Raw genomic sequence first — 17,216 nt, 5'->3', positions numbered from 1 at the left:
GCGGGAGCGCCGCATGAGCCTTGAGGGGCTTTCCGGGCGCACCGTGCTCGTTACCGGGTCGAGCCGGGGTATAGGGCTCGGCATTGCCCGGGCCTTTGCCGCCGCCGGCGCGGAACTGCACATGCTGGCCGATGATGCCGCCATCTTCGAGGTGGCCGGGCGGCTCGGCGCGCGCGGCCACTGCGCCGACATCACCTCCAGCGAAGCCGTCAGCAAGGTCGCCGCCGCAATCCCCCATCTTCACGTGCTGGTGAACAATGCCGGGCTCGAACGGGTGACCCCGCTGGACGATGCGAGCGAAGCCAATGAGGCGACGTTCCGCCGCGTGCTGGAGATCAACGTGCTCGGCACCTTCCTCGTCACCCGCGCCCTGCTGCCTCGGATGGGCCATGGCGGGCGCATCATCAACACCGCCTCGGTGTGGTCGCGCGGGGCGGAAGCGTTGTTCGGCGCCTATGTCGCCTCCAAGCACGCAACCATCGGCCTGACCAAGACCTGGGCGAAGGAGCTCGGCCCGCGCGGCATCACCGTGAACGCGGTATGCCCGGGCTGGGTGCGCACGGAAGCCTCGCTGCGCTCGCTCCATGCCATGGCGGCGCGCACCGGCCTGGAGCCGGACGTGCTGCTGCAGGAGATCGTCGCCGCGCAGATCCTGCCCGGCTTCATGGAGCCGGACGACGTGGCCGGCACCTATCTGTTCCTGGCGTCCGACCTTGCCTCCAACATCACCGGCCAGAGCGTCGGTGTCGATCGCGGAGAATTCACATGGTAACGCCTCACAAGGAAGCCCACCACAGGGAAGCCCCCCACAAGGATCTTCGCGTCGTCGTCACCGGCGCCGCGAGCGGTATTGGCCGCGCCACGGCGGATGCGCTGTTCGAGGCCGGTGCCAAGGTCATCGGCTTCGACCTGCGCCCGCCGGACCGCGCCAACTGGGCAACCATCATCACCAATGTGGCGGAGGAGGCCTCCGTCGTCGCCGGTATGGAGGCGGCCGTGGCCGAGCTCGGCGGGTTGGACGCCATCGTCAACTGCGCCGGCCTGCTCATCGAGATGCCGCTCGCGCAATTCGATGTCGAGGCCTATGAGCGCATGGCGGCGGTGAATGTGCGCGGCCCCATCCTGATGGCGCGCGAAGCCCTGCGCCATTTCAACGGGCGCGGCGAGACGCGCGGGCGCATCGTCAACATCGCCTCCGAGCTGGCCTATCTCGGCCGCGCCGGCGCCTCCGGCTATTGCGCGACCAAGGGCGCGATCGTCTCGCTGACCCGCGCCTTCGCGCGCGAGCTGGGCCCGCACATTCTGGTCAACGCCATCGCCCCCGGCCCGGTGGATACGCCGCTGCTCGGCTTCGGCGCGATGAGCCCGGAGGCGCAGAAGCTGGAGACCGCCAACCCGCTCGGCCGCGTCGGCCGGCCGGAGGAAGTGGCGCAGGCCGTGCTGTTCCTGCTCAGCCGCGCCACCGGCTTCATCACCGGCCAATGCATCAGCGTCGACGGCGGCGCGGCAATGCACTGAATCCAACGACATCAGAGGAAAAGACCATGGTCGACAGCGTGCGGCTCGACGAACTGAGCTGGCCGGAATTCGCGCAGAAGGTGGCGGCCGGTGCGCCCGTGCTGCTGCCGCTCGGCTCCACCGAGCAGCACGGCCCCCACCTGCCGCTGAATGTCGACGTCGTGCTGCCGACCGGCGTGTGCGAGCGCGTCGCACGCGAGATCGGCGGCATCGTCGCGCCGACGCTCAATTACGGCTGCAAGTCCATGCCGCGCTCGGGCGGCGGCGAGGTGTTTCCCGGCACGTTGAGCCTGGATGCCCACACGTTCGCGCTGGTGCTGCGTGACGTGATCCGCAATCTCGGCCGCCAGGGTGTGCGCCGGCTGGTCATCGTCAACGGCCACTACGAGAATTGCTGGCCCTCGGTGGAGGGGCTGGACCTTGCCCTGCGCGAACTGCGCCGCGACGGCATTACCGACATGCAGGTGATGCGGCTGGAATACTGGGACTTCGCCACCCGCGCCACGCTCGACCAGCTGTTCCCGGACGGCTTCCCCGGCATCGACCTTGAACATGCGAGCCTCCTGGAGACCTCGCTCATGCTGGTGCTGCGGCCCGACCTCGTCGAGATGGACAAGGTGCCGAACGACGGGCCGGCCACGTTCCCGACCTATGACAAGTTTCCCGTGCCGGACGATTTCGGCCTGCCGCCTTCCGGCGTTCTGGCGGTCGCTGTCGGGTCCACGGCACAGAAGGGCGAATTGCTGATGGGCGACTACATCACCCGCATATCCGCCGCCATCACCAAGGAATTCGGGCTCTGAGAGGCTCGCGAGGTATCCCATGACAGGCAAGTTCGAGCCGCTCGATTCCGGCACCGTCCCGCGCTTTGCGGGCCTTCCGACCTTCATGCGGCTGCCGGTCGCCGAGCCATCGGAGGTCGACATCGCCATACTCGGCGTGCCCTTCGATCTCGGCACCACCAACCGGGCCGGCACCCGCCACGGACCGCGCGAGCTGCGCAACCAGTCGAGCCTGATGCGCCGCGTGCATCACGTCACCGGCCTGTCGCCCTATGACCGCGCGCGGGTGGCCGATTGCGGCGATGTCATCATCGACCCGTTCGACCTGATGCGCTCGCTCGACCTCATCAGCGCCCATTATGCGAGCGTGCGCGCGGCCGGGGCGCGGCCGCTGACGGCGGGCGGCGACCATCTCATCAGCCTGCCGATCCTGCGCGGGCTGGCGGAAGACGGCCCCGTCGGCCTCATCCAGTTCGATGCGCATTCAGACACTTACGATAGTTTCTTCAACGGAAGTCGCTACACCCATGGCACGCCGTTCCGCCGCGCCATCGAGGAAGGGCTGGTCGACCCCAAGCGCTTCGTGCAGATCGGCCTGCGCGGCGCGATCTCGGATGCCGGCAATTACGACTATGCCCGCGATGTCGGGGTGCGCATCATCTTCATCGAGGAACTGGTCGCGCGCGGCGTCGAGGACGTGATGGCGGAAGCACGGGCCATCGTCGGCGACGCGCCCACCTATGTCACCTTCGACATTGACGGCATCGACCCCTCGCAGGCGCCCGGCACCGGCACGCCGGAAATCGGCGGCTTCTCCACGCGCGAGGCGCAGGCCATGGTGCGCCTGCTCGACGGGCTGGACATCATCGGCGCCGACCTTGTCGAAGTCGCTCCGCCCTTCGATCCCTCCGGCCTCACCGCGCTGACGGGCGCCACCATCCTGTTTGAACTGCTCTGCGTGCTCGCCGGCGTCGTCGAGCGGAAGGGAGCGCGCTGATGTCGCACGGTTATGAAGCGGGCCGGCTTGATCTGCCCTTCGTCGGCATCTGCACTTTCGGCAAATACCCGCTGCAACTCGACTGGAACGCCATCGATGCCGATGTCGCGGTGCTGGGCGCGCCGTTCGACCTCGGCACGCAGTGGCGCTCGGGCGCGCGCTCGGGTCCGCGCGCCATTCGCGAGGCTTCGACACTGTTTTCGTTCGGCCATTCCGGCGCCTATGACCATGAGGACGACATCACGTACCTTCCCGCCGGATCGACGCGCATCGTCGATATCGGCGATGCCGACATGGTCCACACGGACACGCTCACCAGCCACGCCAATATCGAATATGCCGTGCGCAAGATCCTGGCGGCCGGCGCCCTCCCGGTGGTGCTGGGCGGCGATCATTCGATCAACATCCCCTGCATCGAGGCTTTCTCGGAACAGGAGCCGATCCACATCGTGCAGTTCGACGCGCATCTCGACTTCGTCGACGAGCGGCACGGCGTCACCCGCGGCCATGGCAACCCGCTGCGCCGCGCCGCCGAGAAGCCCTATGTCACCGGCCTCACGCAACTGGGAATCCGCAACGTCTCCTCCACCGCGCGGGAGGGCTATGAGGCGGCGCGCGCCATGGGCTCGGACATTCTGAGCGTGCGCCAGATCCGCAAGCTGGGCACCGAGGCGGTGCTGGCGCGCATCCCCGAGGGCAAGCGTTACTACGTGACGCTCGACATTGACGGCTTCGATCCCTCCATCGCCCCCGGCACCGGCACGCCGAGCCATGGCGGCTTCACCTATTACGAGGTGCTGGAACTGCTCGACGGGCTGGCCCGCCGCGGCACCGTGGCGGGCATCGACCTGGTAGAAGTGGCGCGCGAATACGACCCTGCCGGCACCACCGCGATCCTCGCCGCGCAGGTTCTGCTCAACTTCATCGGTCGCATCCTGCACCATCGGCACCCGTGACGGCGGCAGCGAACCCGCATGAACAGAGGGGGCGCCGACCATCGCGATGCGTGAAACAGGGTTGTTGCAACAGATCGCAGGCATCGCCGACAACCCGTCGTTCGCCTGGCTCAACGCTGCCGTGTGAGGGTCACCCTGCCAGTTGCGGGAGGATATCGGTGCCGAAGTCAAGGCCAGGCCGCACGCGCCGGGCACCAGCATTGCAAAGGTATCCGGAAACGGTCTATTTCCGTTTTATTCGCCAAAACTTTAGAGCTGAACGAAAATCGCCTTCTTCTGGCGGCATGTGTAGCATAATAAACTATGAATCGAGTCTGGACGTTCGCGGCCGGGCTCGCGCGTTTGTTTGGGGATTAGGGGCATCTGCGCATGGCAAGCAAGCCGGCGACTGAAATTGACGGCGCCGAAAACGGCGAAGGACTGCAGTTACCATCCCTCGCTCCATCAACGAACGAGGCTAACGCTGAACAGGTCATTACTCATCTGGAGATCGCCCGGCTGATCGAGCGTGCGCATCGTCGCTTTCTCGATCTGCTGCGAATCGACCTGGCTCGTTTCGGAATCGACGACATCAGCCCGTCGCAGGTGATGTTGCTGTTCACCATCGGCAGCGACGAACTCTCCGTGCGCGACCTGCTGGAGCGCGGGCACTATCTCGGCTCGAATGCCTCGTACAATCTCAAGCAGCTCGTGGAGGCGGACTATGTGCACCGCTCGCCGTCGCTGCGCGATCGGCGCTCCGCCCGCCTGCGGTTGACGCCCAAGGCCGTGCAACTGTGCGACGCCATCCGCTCGGTGCATGAGCAGGGCACGCGCACCGGCTCGCGTGACGAACCCGACGCGCAGGACATGTCGGTGACCTATAGCGTGTTGCGCCGGCTCGAAATCCTCTGGACCGGCATGCTGCGCTACGGCGAAAACGGCTAGTTGACGGAACGTACCGCCCGCGTGCCGGGCGGTACGAAAGGTGCTCAGCGCCTCCACGGACCGCCGAGCGATAGCATCGCGACCTCCGGCCGGAGGCGGCGCTTTTTTTCCTACGAGGCGTTCGTTCGGCCGTATTCGGCTTCATGCTCGCCACCGCAGCCGGCAAGACCTCTTGGCTCGGCCTGAAGGCGGGCAGCTCTCGCCCCCGTTGCCGGTGCGCGGAGCACCGCCCCGCTTTTTCAACACCCGCACTCCCAGCACCCGATTCGGCCGATCAGGTAATGACGCTCGGCTCGCTGCGGCCGGTGCGGCCCTCGATGTCCGGCAGCGAGCGGGCAATGGCGATCAGGTCGGCCAGGGCCGCCTGCGTATCGAGGTCGTGGCGGGCCGCATCCGGCTCGAAACGCTCGATATAGACCCGCAGCGTCGCCCCGGCCGTGCCGGTGCCCGACAGCCGGTAGACGATGCGCGAGCCATCGGTGAAGAACACACGCAGCCCCTGCTTGGTCGTCACCGAGCCGTCGACCGGATCGTGATAGGCGAAATCATCCGCCTTCTCCACGGTGAGCCCACCGAGGACGCTGCCGGGCAGCGTGTCGAGCCGGGCGCGCAGATCCGCCACCAGGCCTTCCGCCGCCGCCGCATCCACTTCCTCATAATCGTGCCGCGTGTAGTAGTTGCGCCCATAGGTCGCCCAATGATCGGCGACGATGGCAGCGACACTCTGCCGGCGCACGGCGAGGATGTTGAGCCACATCAGCACGGCCCACAGGCCGTCCTTCTCGCGCACATGGTTGGAGCCGGTGCCGAAGCTCTCCTCGCCGCACACCGTGGCCAAGCCGGCATCGAGCAGGTTGCCGAAGAATTTCCACCCCGTCGGCGTCTCATAGCAGGTGACGCCGAGCTTTTCGGCGACGCGGTCGGCCGCGCCGCTGGTCGGCATGGAGCGGGCGATGCCGGCGATTCCCGCCGCATATCCCGGCGCCAGATGAGCGTTGGCGGCGATGATCGCCAGCGAATCGGAGGGGGTGAGATAGCGCCCGCGGCCGATGATCATGTTGCGGTCGCCATCGCCATCCGAGGCCGCGCCGAGATCGGGCGCGTGGTCGGACATCAGGAGATCATAGAGGTCCTTGGCGTGGACGAGGTTCGGGTCGGGATGGTGCCCGCCGAAATCGGGCAGCGGCTGGCCATGCACCACCGTGCCGGGCGCGGCGCCCAGCGTCTCCTCCAGGATCGCCCGCGCATAGGGGCCCGTCACCGCGCTCATCGCATCGAAGCGCATGGTGAAGCCGGCGCCGAACAGGTCGCGGATCGCGTCGAAGTCGAACAGCGTCCCCATCAGTTCGGCATAGTCCTCGACCGGGTCGATCACGTCGACCACCATGTCCTCGACCCGGGTGATGCCCTGCGTGTCGAGATCGACGTCGGGCGCGTCGGAGATGCGGTATTGCGTGATCGCCTGCGAGCGGGCGAAGATGGCATCGGTCACGGGCTCGGGCGCGGGGCCGCCATTGCCGATATTGTACTTGATGCCGAAATCGCCATGCTCGCCGCCCGGATTGTGGCTGGCCGAGAGGATGATGCCGCCGAAGGCCTCGTGCTTGCGGATCACGGCGGAGGCGGCCGGCGTGGAGAGAATGCCGCCCTGCCCCACCAGCACCCGGCCGAAGCCGGCGGCGGCGGCGATCTTGATCACCGTCTGGATCGCCTCGCGGTTGAAATAGCGCCCGTCGCCACCCACCACCAGCGTCTCGCCCTCGAACTCCTTCAGGCTGTCGAACAGCGACTGCACGAAGTTCTCGACATAATGCGGCTGCTGGAAAACCTGCACCTTCTTGCGCAGGCCCGACGTGCCGGGCTTCTGGCCGTCGAAGGGCGTGGTGGCGACGACACGGATCATGTTACCCCCGATACTTTCTGAAACGCATCCCGGACAGTCGCAGGCCGAGCCGGGATCGCACATGGAATGGGCGAGCGATCCCGGCCTGCCGGCAGCGCCGGCATCCGGGATGACGGCGCGCGACTATTGGCCGACGAGATGATGCAGGAGCCCGGCGGCCGAGGCCGAGAGGGAGGCTGGCGCCTGCCCGCTCTCCACCGCCGGCAGCAGCGTATTGGCCAGCTCCTTGCCGAGTTCGACGCCCCACTGGTCGAAGCTGTTGATGTTCCAGATCGCGCCTTCGACGAAGACGCGGTGCTCATAGAGCGCAATCAGCCGGCCGAGCGTGTAGGGATCGAGCTTGTCATAGGCGATGGTGACGGAGGGCCGGCTGCCGGTGAACACGCGATGCGGCGCGATCTTTGCCGCCGCGTCCTCGCTGTGGCCGGAGGCTAGCAGCTGCGCCGTCGCCTCCTCCAGCGTGCGCCCGCGCATCAGCGCCTCGGACTGCGCGAGGCAGTTGGCGATCAGCATCGCGTGCTGGCGCTTCAGCCCTGGCCATTCATCCTCGCCATGGCCCCGCGCGGCGATGAGGAATTCCACCGGGATCGGGCTGGTGCCCTGATGGATCAGCTGGAAGAAGGCATGCTGGCCGTTGGTGCCCGGCTCGCCCCACACGACCGGGCCGGTATCGTGCGCCACCCGCTCGCCGTCCAGTGTCACATGCTTGCCGTTGCTCTCCATGTCGAGCTGCTGGAGATAGGCCGGCAGGCGGGCGAGATGCTGGTCGTAGGGAATCACCGCCCGCGTGGCGTAGCCGCACACGTCGCGGTGCCAGATGCCGACAAGGGCCAGCAGGACGGGGAGGTTCGTTTCCAGCGGCGCGGTGCGGAAATGCACGTCCAGCGCATGGCCGCCATCGAGGAAGCGGCCGAAATTCACCGATCCCACCGCGATCATGACCGGCAGGCCGATGGCCGACCACACCGAATAGCGCCCGCCGACCCAGTCCCAGAAGCCGAACACCCGGTCCGGCGCGATGCCGAAGGCCGCCACCTTGTCGAGCGCGGTCGACACCGCCGCGAAGTGGTTGGACACCGCCGCCTCACCGAGCGCCTCGACGATCCACTGCCGGGCGCTGGCGGCATTGGCCATCGTCTCCTGCGTGGTGAAGGTCTTGGACGCCACGATGAACAGCGTCGAGGCCGGATCGAGCGGCTTCACCGTATCGAACAGATGGGCGCCGTCGACATTGGAGACATAATGCGCGCACGGCCCGTCATGATAGGGCGAGAGCGCGATCGTGGCCATGACGGGGCCGAGATCCGAGCCGCCAATGCCGATATTCACCACGTCGGTGATCGGCTTGCCGGTCCAGCCCTTCAGCGCGCCCGAGCGGATGCCGTCGGTGAACACGGCCATGTCGGCCAGAACCTTCTTCACGTCGGCGCGCACGTCCTGCCCGTCGATCGTGAAGGGCGTGTCGCTACGGTCGCGCAGCGCCGTGTGCAGCACCGCCCGGTCCTCGGTGAGGTTGATATGCTCGCCCGCGAACATCGCCGCGCGCTTTTCCTCGACGCCGGCAGTGCGGGCGAGGTCCAGCAGCAGCCCGAGCGTGCTGGCATCGAGCGAACACTTCGAGAAATCCAGCAGCATGTCTTCGAAGGCGGCGGAAAAAGCCGCGAAACGGCCCGGGTCAGCGGCGAACAGATCCGCCACCTTTTGCCCGCCGCGTGCCGCGCGGTCGTCGGCCAGAGCCTTGAAGACGTCCTCGATCGCTGCGCCCATGAGTCTCTCCAAACCTCGATGAGGGCCCGAGCCTACTCGCTCCGGCCCATGCTTTTCTTAACGGCCTCGATCAGCTGCTTGAGCGTGAACGGCTTCGGCAGGAAGCCGAAATCGGCACCCTCGGGCAGATTCTTCGCGAAGGCCTCCTCGGCATAGCCCGACATGAATATCACCTTGATGTCGGGTCGGGTGCGGCTCAATTCCCGCAGCAGCGTCGGCCCGTCCATTTCCGGCATCACCACATCGGACAGGACGAGATCGACCGCCCCGCCATGCTTGGCCAGAACCTCCAGCGCCTCCACGCCGGAGGCCGCCTCCAGCACCTGATAGCCGCGCGAGGCGAGCGCGCGCGCCGCGAAGGCCCGCACCGCATCCTCGTCCTCCACCAGCAGCAGCGTGCCGCGCCCGGTGAGGTCCGCGGTCTTGGGCTGCGGCTCCGGCTCGACCACTTTCGGCGCGAGTTCGAGGATATCGGGCACGTGGCGCGGCAGGAACACGCGAAACACTGAGCCGCGGCCGACCTCGCTCTCCACCTGCAGCGTGCCGCCGGTCTGCTTGACGATGCCATAGACCGTGGAGAGGCCGAGCCCGGTGCCCTTGCCGACTTCCTTGGTCGAGAAGAACGGCTCGAAGATCTTGTCGATGATGGCGGGGGGAATGCCGGTGCCGTTATCGGCCACTTCCACCAGCACATGGTCGGCGGGCGGCAGCCCGGCCTCGGCGTAGCGGGCGGCATCCACGGCCGGCACGTTCGCAGTGCGGATGGTGAGCGCCCCGCCCTCCGGCATGGCGTCGCGCGCATTGACCGCGAGGTTGATGATGACCTGCTCGAACTGGTTGAGGTCCGCCTTGACCGGCCAGAGGTCGCGCCCTTCCTTCACCTCCAGCTTGATCGTCTCGCCCAGCAGCCGGCGCAGCAGCATGGAGAGGTCGCTCATCACCTCGCCGAGGCTGAGCACCTGCGGGCGCAGCGTCTGCCGGCGCGAGAAGGCGAGCAGCTGGCGCACCAGCCCTGCGGCGCGGTTGGCGTTCTGCTTGATCTGCATCACGTCCTGGAAGGACGGATCGGTGGGTCGCGAATTGGCCAGCAGCAGGTCGGAATAGCCGATAATGGCCGTGAGCACGTTGTTGAAGTCATGCGCCACGCCGCCCGCCAGCTGGCCGACCGCCTGCATCTTCTGCGACTGCGCGAACTGCGCTTCCAGCGCCCGCTGTTCGGTCGTGTCGATGGCGTAGACGATCGCCGCCTCGCTGCCGGATTCGCCGTCCTGCACCGGCGAAAGATAGAAGCGCACCGAACGGCCGCCCTCGCGCCCGTCCGTCGTGTCCACCGGCGCCTCCGGAGCAAGACCGGTGACGGCGCTGGCGACAGCCGCTTCCAGCGCGACGCGCGAGGCGCCCGTCACCACGTCGGAAATGCGCCGCCGCTCGCCCTCGCGCCCGCCGAAATGGCGCGCGAATTCGGCATTGGCGCGCACGATGCGCCCCTCGCCGTCCACCGTGGCGATGGCGATGGGCGAATTGTGGAAGAAGCGCGCGAAGCGCACCTCGGCGGCGCGCGCCGGGTCGGCCGCATTGTCCTCGCGGGTGCGGCTCACCACCAGCGTGCGCGACGCGCCCGGCGTGCCGTCGGAGGCGAAGGCGACGCGGTGCCAGATGCGCGCCGGCAGCGTCTGGCCGTTGCGGCGCTTGAGGTCGAGATCGAGCACCTCGGTACGCACCCCGCCGGGCGCCGGCGCGATGTTGGTCAGGAGCGCGGCCGCCGGCCCCGGTACGAGATCGGCAACGGTGAGCCCGCCGGGACCGAATTCGGCGAGATCGTAGCCCAGCCAGTCGACCAGCGTGGCGTTGATATAGTGGATCGCCCCGCCGGCGGCGGAGAAGAAGCCGGCCGGCGCATGATCGAGATAATCGATGGCGTGCTGCAATTCCAGGAAGGCCGTCTCCTGCCGCTCGCGCTCGCGCGTCAGGTCGCTCATCGTCCACACCGTGGCCTTGCCCCCGCGCGGGTCCGCCACGGCGGGGCGGGCGGAGAGCCGGAGCCAGCGCACCGGCTGGCCGGGCACGGCGATGCGCACCTCCTCGGAGAGCGCCTTGCCCTCGCGAATGCCCTGCGACAGCCGATAGACCGCCTCGGAGGCATCGGGATCGCTGGTGAACAGCCGCTCGACCGGCCGCGCCTCCTGCGCCTCGGCGGCGCCGGTGATCTCGCAATAGCGCGGATTGGCATAGAGCACGCGCCCCAGCGGGTCGACAAGGCTCATACCCTCGCCGGCGCTGTCGACGATGCGTCGGGCCAGTTCGTCCCGCGAATCCGGCGCGCCAAAGCGCAGCAGGCCGGTGGCATAGGCGAACAGCGCGAACACGCCGATCACCGCGAACCCGGTGAGAAGGCCGATGATCCAGGGGTCCGCCTTGCCGCGCCCGAGCACCAGCAGCGAGGCGACCGCCCCGACCAGCGCCAGCGCGACCACCAGCACCAGCCTTATGCTGCCGCCGATTTCCAGCCGGTTGATCGTGGGATCGTCGGGTCCGCTGTGCGCCATATCCATGCCGGCCGGCTTCGCCCGGCAACGCCGCCTGCGCGGAACGATTCAACTACCCTTCTTGGTGCCCGAGGCGGAACAGCGGGGCAAGGGGCGATTCGGCCGGCATGCCCGGAAATGCGGGAACGGCGGAAGGATCGCGCACCCGACCGCCGCGCCCGTGCATCCACGCAATCCCGGCGCGCCCGAACCCCGCGCGCCTCAACATGGACGCCCCGAGCCCGATGCCCATCGCCGGCGCGATTGCCGTGCGCACTTGCCGTGCGCGACCATCCGGGAGACAAAGGAGTTTGGTGGGGAATGCGCGCAGGCGCCTCCGCCGCGTGGAGCGCCAGCGGATCGGGCAAGCAAGTCCTCCGCAGGCCTATGGCGTTCCAGGAAGATGTGTCGGGCGTAGGGTTTGAGAGCGCTTTTGCGTCGTTCGGCAGGATCTGTCCGGACGGAGAGGGCTCGGGCAGGAGAGCGCGTTGATGTTGGACTCCCTGATGACGGCGAACAGCAATAGCGGGCTGCTGCTGGTGGCCGGCGGCGTGCTGCTGCTGATCCTGCTCGTGGTGCTGCTCGGCCGGCGCAAGCGGCGGCAGGCCCACACGCTGGCGGTGGGTCATCGCCTGGCCATTGTCGACCAGGTTCCCATCGATGAGACCCGCCGTCTGGTGTTGATCCAGCGCGACGACATCCAGCACCTCGTCATTCTGGGTGGCGGCAGCGATTTTCTGGTGGAAAGCGGCATTCCCACCGCCCGCACCCATGCAGCGGCACGGATCCATGATGCGGGCCATCCAGCCGCCCCGGCTCATGCCCAGCCGCCTGCCCAGCCGGTTGCCCAGCCGCCTGCCCCGATCCCGGCGGTCACCCCTGTCGATCCTACGCCCGAATTTGCGCGGCCCGCGCCCGTCCGCCCCGCTCCGCCACGGGCTGGCTCTGCCGAGCCAGCCGCCCGGCCGCTCGACGTGATGCCCATGCCGCTCGTCCCCGCCTCGGCGACACCGGCCGCCCCGCGCGCCCCCTCGGGGCCGGATATCGTGCGCCAGCGCGCGACCCCTCAGGCGCGACCGGAACCGGCCACGCGTGGCGAACCGGCCCTGGAGGCTCCTCCGCCCCCGCCAGCCGATCAGGTGGTGCGCGTCGCCATCAAGGTTGATCCCCAGTCTGGCGGCATGGCCGAGCAACTGGAAGAGGCGCTGCGCCGTCCGACCAACCTGCCCAACCCGCTCCGTGGACTGGCCGCGGCCGGAGCCGCGGCCGCGCCCGTGACGCAGGCGCGGGTCGCGCCGGAAATCCCGCCAATCACGGCCGGGCCGGAGGGCGATGGCGCGCCGATCCCGGAAGTGCTGCCGCCGGCGGCCGCCGGCCTGCCGGAAAGCCGCACGCCCGAGGTGCTGTCCCCCTCGGCGATCGACCGCCCGGCCGGCCCGATCGACGATTCGTTCGAAGCCGAGATGGCCAGTCTCCTCGGCCGCGCCCGTCGCGGCACCTGAGGCCTCGGCGCTCTCAACTGTTCGGGACGGAGCGATCCGCCGCTCCCGCCGGCCGCGCTCTATCGCGCGACGCTGGCTTGCGCCAACGGCGGCCCACTCGACGCGGGCCACTCGGCCCGAGCCGCCCCGCGTGCGAGTCGCGTCGCTACGCCGGGATGCGGGACTAGATCCCGGCCCGACCGGCCCGCCACACCCGCCTGACGATTTCCATCGGGCTTCCCGGCCACGGCTGTGCCACGTCCCGCGCGCCATGAAGCCAACGCGCCCCGGTGACTAGCCGGCCGACCGACCGCACCCGATGGCGGGGCCGCGCGGGCCCGTCACACCTGCCCGGCCGGCCGGCGGCACTCTGCACAGCATGGGGCCTGGCCAAGATAGGGCCTGGAAAAGATGGGGCCTGCCACACGGACCGACGTTCCGCGCCAAGGCTCCCCCGTCCCGCCTGCGGCGTCGCGCAAAGAAAATGGCGACCCGCTGGAGCGGGCCGCCATGTCGATACATCGTCGATACATCCGCGAACGCGTGCCGGCCGGACGATATCAATCGTCGCGGTAGACCCGCTCGCGCCGCTCGTGCCGCTCCTGCGCCTCGATCGAGAGCGTGGCGATCGGGCGGGCTTCCAGCCGCTTGAGCGTGATCGGCTCGCCCGTCTCCTCGCAATAGCCGTAGCTGCCATCGTCGATGCGCTCGAGCGCGGAATCGATCTTGGCGATCAGCTTGCGCTGCCGGTCGCGGGCCCGCAATTCGATGGCGCGATCGGTTTCAGACGATGCGCGATCGGCGATATCCGGGTGGTTCTGGTTTTCGTCCTGCAGGTGCTGAAGCGTCTCGCGAGCCTCGCGCAGGATGTCGTCCTTCCAATGCAGCAGCTTCTGGCGGAAATATTCCCGCTGCCGCTCATTCATGAAAGGCTCGTCCTCGCGGGGGCGATATTCCTGGTCGATCTCTACCGACATCGGCCCTCGTCCTCGTGTTCGGGGGGTACCCGCCTTGGGCGGTGCTTATAGCGTCACCCAAGCCCCCGTACAACATTTCTCCTCGTCATCACCACGACATGAAATGCTGGATTTTTCAGCATCTTGCGCGCCGAAAACGAGCAGAGGAGAGCGGGACGGTGCCCGAGCGCGGATCCGTCCGTGGCTCCGCGCCGCACAACCGCAGATGCGCGCTGCCTTGCGCCTCAACGGCGCGGCAACGCGCCGCGCCTCACTGGAAGCCGAGGAAGAAGGTGTAGGAGAGCGACACGCCGGCCTGGAACTGGTTGCGGTCGCCGTTCACCGCGACGATCGGGCTGTTGCCGGCATCGTCGAGGAGATAGGAGTACTCGCCGAACACCGAGCCGGTGATGTTCTGGGTGAAGCGCTTGGAAATCTGCCCCCCGAAGCCGACCGAATAGATGCCGCCGCCGGCCTTGTAGGGCGTGAGGTTGTTGCCGAGTTGCTGGGCAATAGCGGCCTCGCCCGCGGTGACGCCGTAATAGGTGTCGATGAAACCGGAGCTCGCCAGCGTCATGCGCGGGCCGGCCGAGAAGGTGGCCCCGCCCAGCGAATCACTGAAGTAGATTCCGTCAGCGGCCAGATTCGCCACCACGCCCTCGAACCCGCCGAAGCCGTACAGCACCTCGCCGCGCAGGCGCAGCCAGTCCACCGGATACCACTGGCCGTAGCCACCGATCTGGTAGGCGTAGTCGATATCCTTGAGGCCGCGCAGGTTCACCGAATCGGAGGCGTCGCGCTTCCAGTTCATCGAGCCGACAATACCCAGCTCGACCGGGCCGGTATCCCACAGCGCGATGCTGGGGTTGTCCTTGAAGCTGTTGAACTCGCTCAGCTTGTTGGCGCGCGCGATGCTGAACAGCGGCCGGGCCGCGAACTCGTAATCGTCGGAGCCGTAATAATTGGGCTGGGCGAACATGTACGCGCCGACCGTGACGGTCCATTCCTGGTCGGTCGAGGCTTCGACCGGCGCCTTCGTGACCATGGGCGCGGAGCCCACGTCGGCCGCCTGCGCCGCCACCGAAAAACCGATCAGGCCCGCGATCGTCACAACACTCGATACATTCAGCGATCGCATGGTCCAGACCCCGTGAATTCCCATCGCCCATTTCTTACATGAGGATGACGCATCATTGGTTGCCGAAAAGTCACTTTCGTTCAGTGCATGCATCCCCCGCGTTCAAATCGCGTGCGCCTCATCATCCCACCTCGCCGATCTAGGTCCCACTCACCATATAGGGGACGATATCCGCCCTCCTCTCGCCGACCGTGAGTAACCGATGCTTCGCCTCCTGCTGCTCCGCCATGCCAAATCCGCCTGGCCCGAGGGTGTCCGCGATCGTGACCGCCCGCTGGCCCCGCGCGGCGAGCGCGGCGCTGCGGCGATGGGTGCCTACATGGCCGAGCAGGGCCTCATTCCCGCCCATGCGCTGGTGTCTCCGGCGCGGCGCACCCTGGAGACCTGGGACATTGCGACGCGGGACTGGCCCGTCCACCAGCCGCCGGCCTTCGAGGACGCCATCTATGAGGCCTCATCCGATGCCCTGCTCCGTGTCATCCGTGGCCAGAGCGCCCGCTCGCCGCTGCTGCTGCTTGGCCACAATCCCGGGCTGGAAGGCCTCGCCGCGCTGCTGCTGAAGCGCGCCCACCGGGCCAAGGTGCTGCCGAAATACCCGACCGGGGCCCTCGCCGTGATCGACCTGCCGGTCGATGACTGGAGCCAGGTAGCGACCGGCGAAGGCAACCTGGAGCGCTTCGTCACGCCCCGCGCGCTCGGCGTCGCCAAGGATTGAGGGCCGCCCCACGAGACGAGATGAAAATCGTAGCGGGCTGAAATCATAGAAGGATTTGGCGTTGCCCTCCTGGTACGCAGACCTGATCGACGAGGCCCGGCTGACGGCGCAGACGCTGCTCGACCGGGCCGAGGACCTCGCCAACCCGACCTTGCGCCTCGGCATCACCGGCCTGTCGCGCGCGGGCAAGACGGTGTTCACCACCGCGCTCGTGCACGCGCTGATCCGCGGCGGGCGCCTGCCCGTTTTCCGCGCCATGCATGAGGGGCGCATTGCCGGCGCGCGGCTGGAGCCGCAGCCCGATGACGACGTGCCTCGCTTCGACTATGAGGGCCATCTGGCGACGCTGGTCGATGATCGCCGCTGGCCGGAATCGACGCGCCGCATCAGCGAATTGCGGCTGGCCATCGACTATGCCCCGGCTCGTGGCGGGCGGCGCACGCTCATTCTCGACATTGTCGACTATCCCGGCGAATGGCTGCTGGACCTGCCGCTGCTCGACCAGGACTACACCGCGTTTGCCAGCGCGAGCCTCGCGCTCGCCCGCGCGCCGGCACGGCTGCCGCTGGCCGCTCCCTTCCTCGCGGCGCTGGCGGCCACCGATCCGCGCGCGCCGGCCGAGGAGGCCAAGGCGCGCCAGCTCGCCGGCCTGTTCACCGATTATCTCGCCGCCTGCCGCGCCGAGGCGGTGTCGATGAGCCTGCTGCCGCCCGGCCGCTTCCTGATGCCCGGCGATCTCGAGGGCTCGCCCGCCCTCACCTTCGCCCCGCTCGACATTGCCGGCGCCGGGGAACCCGCGCCGGGCTCGCTGCACGCGATGATGCAGCGCCGCTATGAGGCCTACAAGGACACCATCGTCCGGCCCTTCTTCCGCGATCATTTCGCCCGGCTCGACCGGCAGATCGTGCTGATCGACGTGCTGGCCGCGCTCAATGCCGGGCCGGCCGCGCTGGCCGACCTGGAATCCGCGCTGGACGGCATTCTGCGGGCCTTCCGCATCGGCCGAAATTCGTGGCTGTCCGCCCTCTTCCGCCACCGCATCGGCAAGGTGCTGTTCGCCGCCACCAAGGCGGACCACCTGCACCACACGAGCCATGATCCGCTGGAAGCGATCCTGCGCCGCCTCGTGGAGCGGGCATTGTCCCGCGCCGAGGGCGCCGGCGCGGAGATCGACGTCGTCGCGCTGGCCGCCGTGCGCGCCACGCGCGAGGCCATGGTCAAGCGCGGCCGCGCCCACCTGCCGGCCATTGTCGGCGTGCCGGAAGCTGGCCAGCACGGCGCCGATGCATTTGACGGGCTGGCGGAAGCCGCGGTCTTCCCCGGCGACCTGCCGGAAAACCCGGCGGCGCTGTTCGACCCCGCGCTCGGCTTCAAGGGCCTGTCGGATGCGGCGGGCGGCGATTTCCGCTTCCTGCGCTTCCGCCCGCCGCCGGTCCTGCGCAATGGCGAGGGCGAGGCGCTGGCGCTGCCGCACATTCGTCTCGATCGCGCGTTGGAATTCCTTCTCGGCGACCGGCTGACATGAGCCACCCTGTCCCTTTGCCGCGACCC

14 protein-coding genes are annotated in these 17,216 nt (G+C 68.3%); 9 read left to right on the top strand and 5 right to left on the bottom strand.

Annotated elements, in window-relative coordinates; all coding sequences use genetic code 11:
• The first annotated feature begins 13 nt into the window (after positions 1-13).
• The 6 genes from FHS55_RS17210 to FHS55_RS17185 all read left to right on the top strand — a co-directional run bounded on the left by FHS55_RS17210 (position 14) and on the right by FHS55_RS17185 (position 5,180).
• Positions 14-772: an SDR family NAD(P)-dependent oxidoreductase gene (locus tag FHS55_RS17210; protein ID WP_183191024.1), complete on the top strand. Its 759-nt coding sequence runs from the start codon at positions 14-16 to the stop codon at positions 770-772.
• Positions 766-1,518 (top strand): SDR family NAD(P)-dependent oxidoreductase, encoded by a 753-nt coding sequence (locus FHS55_RS17205; RefSeq protein ID WP_183191023.1) that lies wholly within the window; start codon positions 766-768, stop codon positions 1,516-1,518. The genes FHS55_RS17210 and FHS55_RS17205 overlap by 7 nt, the downstream gene beginning before the upstream one ends.
• A gap of 26 nt (positions 1,519-1,544) precedes the next feature.
• Positions 1,545-2,321, top strand: a complete 777-nt coding sequence (locus FHS55_RS17200; protein WP_183191022.1) for a creatininase — start codon at positions 1,545-1,547, stop codon at positions 2,319-2,321.
• A gap of 19 nt (positions 2,322-2,340) precedes the next feature.
• Positions 2,341-3,297, top strand: coding sequence for an agmatinase (speB, locus tag FHS55_RS17195; protein WP_183191021.1), 957 nt, complete (start codon positions 2,341-2,343; stop codon positions 3,295-3,297).
• Positions 3,297-4,253: an agmatinase gene (locus FHS55_RS17190; RefSeq protein WP_183191020.1), complete on the top strand. Its 957-nt coding sequence runs from the start codon at positions 3,297-3,299 to the stop codon at positions 4,251-4,253. The genes speB and FHS55_RS17190 overlap by 1 nt, the downstream gene beginning before the upstream one ends.
• A gap of 369 nt (positions 4,254-4,622) precedes the next feature.
• Positions 4,623-5,180 (top strand): MarR family winged helix-turn-helix transcriptional regulator, encoded by a 558-nt coding sequence (locus tag FHS55_RS17185; RefSeq protein WP_183191019.1) that lies wholly within the window; start codon positions 4,623-4,625, stop codon positions 5,178-5,180.
• A 274-nt stretch (positions 5,181-5,454) separates the two neighbouring features.
• Here the strand turns inward: FHS55_RS17185 and FHS55_RS17180 are convergent, their stop codons facing one another.
• From FHS55_RS17180 to cckA, 3 genes are all read right to left on the bottom strand, one after another.
• Positions 5,455-7,083: an alpha-D-glucose phosphate-specific phosphoglucomutase gene (locus FHS55_RS17180; protein WP_183191018.1), complete on the bottom strand. Its 1,629-nt coding sequence runs from the start codon at positions 7,081-7,083 to the stop codon at positions 5,455-5,457.
• A gap of 123 nt (positions 7,084-7,206) precedes the next feature.
• Complete coding sequence (gene pgi, locus FHS55_RS17175; RefSeq protein WP_183191017.1) at positions 7,207-8,850, bottom strand: glucose-6-phosphate isomerase; 1,644 nt, start codon at positions 8,848-8,850, stop codon at positions 7,207-7,209.
• A 32-nt stretch (positions 8,851-8,882) separates the two neighbouring features.
• Positions 8,883-11,396 (bottom strand): cell cycle histidine kinase CckA, encoded by a 2,514-nt coding sequence (cckA, locus tag FHS55_RS17170; protein ID WP_183191200.1) that lies wholly within the window; start codon positions 11,394-11,396, stop codon positions 8,883-8,885.
• Positions 11,397-11,866: 470 nt separating this feature from the next.
• Here cckA and FHS55_RS17165 point away from each other — a divergent pair, with 470 nt between their 5' ends.
• A complete protein-coding gene (locus tag FHS55_RS17165) occupies positions 11,867-12,877 on the top strand; it encodes a hypothetical protein (RefSeq protein ID WP_183191016.1) in 1,011 nt (336 codons plus the stop codon).
• A 539-nt stretch (positions 12,878-13,416) separates the two neighbouring features.
• Here the strand turns inward: FHS55_RS17165 and dksA are convergent.
• Entirely contained in the window at positions 13,417-13,833 is a 417-nt protein-coding gene (gene dksA, locus FHS55_RS17160; RefSeq protein ID WP_183191015.1) for an RNA polymerase-binding protein DksA, read from the bottom strand.
• Positions 13,834-14,083: 250 nt separating this feature from the next.
• A complete protein-coding gene (locus tag FHS55_RS17155; RefSeq protein ID WP_183191014.1) occupies positions 14,084-14,950 on the bottom strand; it encodes a MipA/OmpV family protein in 867 nt (288 codons plus the stop codon).
• A gap of 202 nt (positions 14,951-15,152) precedes the next feature.
• Between FHS55_RS17155 and FHS55_RS17150 the strand changes: the two genes are divergently transcribed.
• Together FHS55_RS17150 and FHS55_RS17145 are read left to right on the top strand one after the other, a co-directional pair.
• Positions 15,153-15,665 (top strand): SixA phosphatase family protein, encoded by a 513-nt coding sequence (locus FHS55_RS17150; RefSeq protein ID WP_183191013.1) that lies wholly within the window; start codon positions 15,153-15,155, stop codon positions 15,663-15,665.
• A 61-nt stretch (positions 15,666-15,726) separates the two neighbouring features.
• Positions 15,727-17,190: a YcjX family GTP-binding protein gene (locus tag FHS55_RS17145; RefSeq protein ID WP_183191012.1), complete on the top strand. Its 1,464-nt coding sequence runs from the start codon at positions 15,727-15,729 to the stop codon at positions 17,188-17,190.
• Positions 17,191-17,216 lie beyond the last annotated feature (26 nt).

Source organism: Ancylobacter tetraedralis (genome assembly GCF_014195655.1).
GTDB classification, from domain to species: domain Bacteria; phylum Pseudomonadota; class Alphaproteobacteria; order Rhizobiales; family Xanthobacteraceae; genus Ancylobacter; species Ancylobacter tetraedralis.
Note: the sequence above shows the minus strand (reverse complement) of the source record. Positions and strands in the feature narration are given on the sequence as shown.